General features: G+C 51.8%; 4 protein-coding genes. All 4 read right to left on the bottom strand.

Annotation, left to right across the window (positions count from 1 at the left end):
* Window positions 1–173: 173 nt before the first annotated feature.
* Complete coding sequence (locus HJG40_RS11555; RefSeq protein ID WP_215864339.1) at window positions 174–719, bottom strand: OmpA family protein; 546 nt, start codon at window positions 717–719, stop codon at window positions 174–176.
* Window positions 720–754: 35 nt separating this feature from the next.
* The gene (locus HJG40_RS11560; RefSeq protein WP_215864336.1) at window positions 755–2113 is read right to left on the bottom strand and encodes an OprD family outer membrane porin; all 1359 of its coding nucleotides are present in this window, start codon (window positions 2111–2113) and stop codon (window positions 755–757) included.
* Window positions 2114–2312: 199 nt separating this feature from the next.
* Entirely contained in the window at window positions 2313–3605 is a 1293-nt protein-coding gene (locus HJG40_RS11565; protein WP_215864337.1) for an esterase-like activity of phytase family protein, read from the bottom strand.
* A 50-nt stretch (window positions 3606–3655) separates the two neighbouring features.
* Window positions 3656–4176: porin (locus HJG40_RS11570; RefSeq protein WP_215864338.1), on the bottom strand; the 521-nt coding region annotated here is incomplete at its 5' end.

Below are 4176 nucleotides of genomic sequence, written 5' to 3' on the forward strand. Positions count from 1 at the left end.
GCAGGATGAGCCTTAGAACAACAGACAAGGGACGTTGGAGCAAAAAGCCCCCAGCCCCACGGCCGTCTTCAGGATAATAAAAAAGCCCCGCAGAGCGGGGCGAGGAGAGGAGGAGCAATGCCATGAGCATTGCAGAGGTAAAATCGTTACATTATCAGGAAATACCTTAATCGTTAGTTGACGGTTTTTTCCACCTGAACGGTCGAATTGATTTCCACCCGCTGGTTGGCAAAACGACCCTGCGCCGTTGCATTGCTGGCCACTGGATCATTGTAGGAATGGCCCTTCAGCACCATCCGCGAACGGGACACACCATGGGCTTCCAGATACTGAGCAACACTGTCAGCACGCTGTTCTGACAACCGCTGGTTATAGGCGTAGCTGCCAACCTTACTGCAGTAACCATTGACATCCAGTACCGCGCTGTTGTGTTTCTGGGCAAAATCCGCGACTTGGTCCAGAACCTGGATGTCATGGCCCATAAGTTTGGAAGAATTCAGCTTGAAGTTGATACCCGTGATGGTAATGGGTTTGCTCTGCAGAACGGTGCGCTGCACCGGCGCAATAGGCGCCGGAACAGGAACGGGGGCAGGAGCCGGAGCCACCACAGGCGCCGCTACCGGCGCCTTGTTGGCAGGACAGCCCTGAAATGGGGCTTCCGCACAACCGGCCGCCGCCATCACCAATACCGCGAGTAATACGTGTTTTTTGGCAATCATCATTGTTCTCCCTGAGTTTCGCAGTATGCGTCAGCTTAGAATGCGTAGGTCAACATCACGCGGTTATAGATGAAGTAGCCGGCCTGGGCCGCAGACAAGTCACCATGCGCCACGCCCACCCGGTCACGAATGGACAGACCCTTGAGGAATCCCTTGGGGAAGTAAGTCAGATCGCCGTAGATATCGTTGGCATAACCCGCCGCTTGCAACTGGTATTGGGCATAGGAAGTCTGAAACAAAAAGCTGTTATTGAGGAAATGCTGGCTCAGGCTGATTTTCCAGGCATGACCGGGGCCCATTTCCACCAGACCACGAATCATGGACGTGGTGTAAAGAGGGTCCGTCGCATAACCCACGGTATAAGGCGAAACAATGGCACCCCCCCCGATAGCTCCGGGGTGATACTCAATTTGATTGTACGCGGCCGTCAGCGCACCCTTGCCGAAAATGGCGTTATCCAGGTTATATTTGACGCCACCTTCCACACCCCAGGTCGTGCTGTTGACGCTATCACCTTTAAAATGATCGACTTCACCAGCGCCGTTGGTGCCATTAAGACGACTATTGCTATCCCACTCACGCACCACCTGGCCGCCCAGGAATGGATCCAGTCCCATGCCGGTTTTCAGGGTATAGCTGGCATCGCCGTAGAACATATTGGTAAAGTTGTAGAAGTTGTAATACCACGCATGGGCGTTGATACCATATCTCTTGTAACTTGTACCAAACGCCAAAATGCCATTAGAAGCAGGGGTACCCGCAGGCAGGTCAGCAGCGCCACCATAAATGGGGTCACCGTCGAAACCGGTGTTGTAGTACAGGTTATCGCGGTAATAGTCACCAGAGGTACGGCTCTTCCAGCGGAACATCCGCATACCGTATATATTCCAGCCGCAGTAAGGCGTTACTTGTGCAAATATGCCCTGGAAAGTGGCCGGAATCATGCGGGAATCAGAACCATTGACAAATGGGGTGTTCACTTCCTGGTTACCCGCCCGAATCATCACCACATCGGGGATAGCATATTGCAGATAAGCCTGACCCAACGCATTGATTGAGTCACCTAATCCCATTAAAGTCACATCGTTGACAGTCTGATTACCAGGATTGGCTCCCAAGCTATTGGCCGTATAAAAACCCACGTCAGCACTGAAACCGGCTGCAGAAGGCGTATGCACATTAATATAACCACCCAGAGAAAAGGCTCTGGCGTTTGGCTGGGTCCCACCAAAAAAGCGGTTGAAGTAATAAGAACGAATTTGTCCATCTACCTTGCTGTGCATAAAAAAGTCAGCCAGGGTATTTCCTGTTGAACTGGTGTCGGCATGGGCGACAGCAGCAAAGCCGCTCAGGGCAGCAAACATTGCAACGGCAACGCGGTTTTTCTTCAACATGTGACCTCCTCGATTTAGGGTTCTTTGCAACACTGTGGGCATAATAACGAAGCTATATGACAAGATGATGACAGTTTTATGAACTTTTTGTGACGTTATTTCCATATAGATATAACGATTATGACAGAAACGGATTGAAAGAGGTATCCATCATCCTGGAAATAGGCGGTGGGCTTGGGGACGTTGGCGCAAAAAGCGCCTAGGCCGACTGACGCAACAATGCCACAGCCCTGGCATCCAGAGGAACACGCAGCATCTCGGTCTGGTCGCCACGAATACCGAAATCATTATCGGTGATAAAAACCAGCTCTCGATCATTCAGCAAGGACATACCCTCAACTTTTTCCGGTAACTTGTCATGCCCTGCCGAAGCATCGTAAATCAGAGTGGCCTTGGCCGGTGTAATACCCACCCGCTCCAGATCGTCTTGAGCCTCCAGGCTGGGCGACATTTCGGCCTTGGCCCAGGCAGTACCCAACAAACTGCTTGCATGAGCAAAATTCAGCAAATAGACCTGAACACCCTTACCGGCACGGACCATGGCCAAAACCGCATGATTATTGACGGCACTGAGCGCTGAAACCTTCACATCTTTCTGCTTTTCACCCGGTGCCAATTGATCCGCTCTGGGCACCTGAAACACATAGGCTCCCGCCATTTTCTCAAAGTCACCCTGCCCATTAAGTGCAATTTTCAGAATGCGCACATTGCGGGAATGCTTAAAGGTTTCTTTGTCCGGGTTGGAAAAGGGACTTTGCAAAGTGACAAAAAGAGCGCGCTGATCTGGAGCCAAAGCGATACCTTCAAAACCCCTGTTCACCGTACGTTTTACCAGCAATGGGGGAAGCGCCGCCCGAATGGGCACTGCACTGCCTGCGTAATCGCTTTCACTACCTTTAGGAACCAGGCGTTCCAACACCACCCCTTCGGCGTTTACGCGCAGCAGGCTCGGACCATATTCCTCACCTACCCAGAACCCGCCTGCCTTTAACGCGGCGATACACTCACTGTCTATCCCGTTCGGGCTGCTTCCCAGCGTCTGCAACTCGGCATTCAGGGCATGTTCTGAATGCATCAATGCCGGAGGAAGCCCCGTCATCGCCATTTGATTGGGTGCATGCAAAGGCAAGGACTGAAGAACCTTTACATGGTTACCCCTAACCTGCAGTTTATAAATGCTGGGCGTAAAGGTCGGAACCGGAAACACCATGCCATCACTCTGACAAATTTGTGATCCGAATATTTTCGCTGACTTATTGCAAGCAATATTCGGACCGCGATCTGTCATCGCGTAAAAAGTATCGTCTGGCGCACCCTGAGCATGAGCCAAACCACTACCCATTCCCACCGTCAGATGCAGGAGATGACCAGCCACGGACACATCCGCCAGCGGAACTTGCAAGTCCGCAGCGGTTAAGCCCGCAGCACTCGCCGGTAAACCCAGCATCAGCGACCATACAGCCAAGCTGCGCAATATCCATTGTTGATTCATAGAAGCTCCCCGAGGCCGGGCACCACGGCGCCCGGCCTGATTTTATGGTATCAAAATAGAAACTGACCACGGAACTGAAGAATATTCAAATCCGTATTATAGAGGGGGCTATTCACATAGCTGGCTCCCGCCGGTGCGCTGGTGGGGATATCGCCAAGGTGGGCATGAGAATAATCCAGCATCAGACGTACGTGCTCATTGGCATACCAGTTGATACCCGCCGTAATGTTACTGCCGCGACCACCATAAATTCCGGCCTTGGCGTCATTCATGTTCAGGCGATCATACCGTAAGGCCACTTCCCATGCGCCGCCAGGACCGATGTCTTTCAGATAATGAAATTCACCAATCTTCGGTTTGAAGTTACGGGATTGCCCGGTCAGAATATAGCTGGCCTGAACGTAGTAGCCATTGAAACTCGCCGTAGGCAAACCATTACGACGGGTGTTAAACAGCGTGCAAAAGTTGCCAGAACTGGGTGGAAAACAGCGTGTAAATTGACCACCTGATATCCTGCCGGATTTGTCCGGAGGAAACTGGAGTGATTTGCATGGAAACCATAGCCAAAGTG

It is taken from the genome of Acidithiobacillus concretivorus (genome assembly GCF_018853445.1).
GTDB lineage: Bacteria > Pseudomonadota > Gammaproteobacteria > Acidithiobacillales > Acidithiobacillaceae > Acidithiobacillus > Acidithiobacillus concretivorus.

Bases quoted from the DNA above. Each gene is read 5' to 3' on its own strand.
- HJG40_RS11555 (WP_215864339.1), bottom strand. From the start codon at position 719: ATGATTGCCAAAAAACACGTATTACTCGCGGTATTGGTGATGGCGGCG.
- HJG40_RS11560 (WP_215864336.1), bottom strand. From the start codon at position 2,113: ATGTTGAAGAAAAACCGCGTTGCCGTTGCAATGTTTGCTGCCCTGAGC.
- HJG40_RS11565 (WP_215864337.1), bottom strand. From the start codon at position 3,605: ATGAATCAACAATGGATATTGCGCAGCTTGGCTGTATGGTCGCTGATG.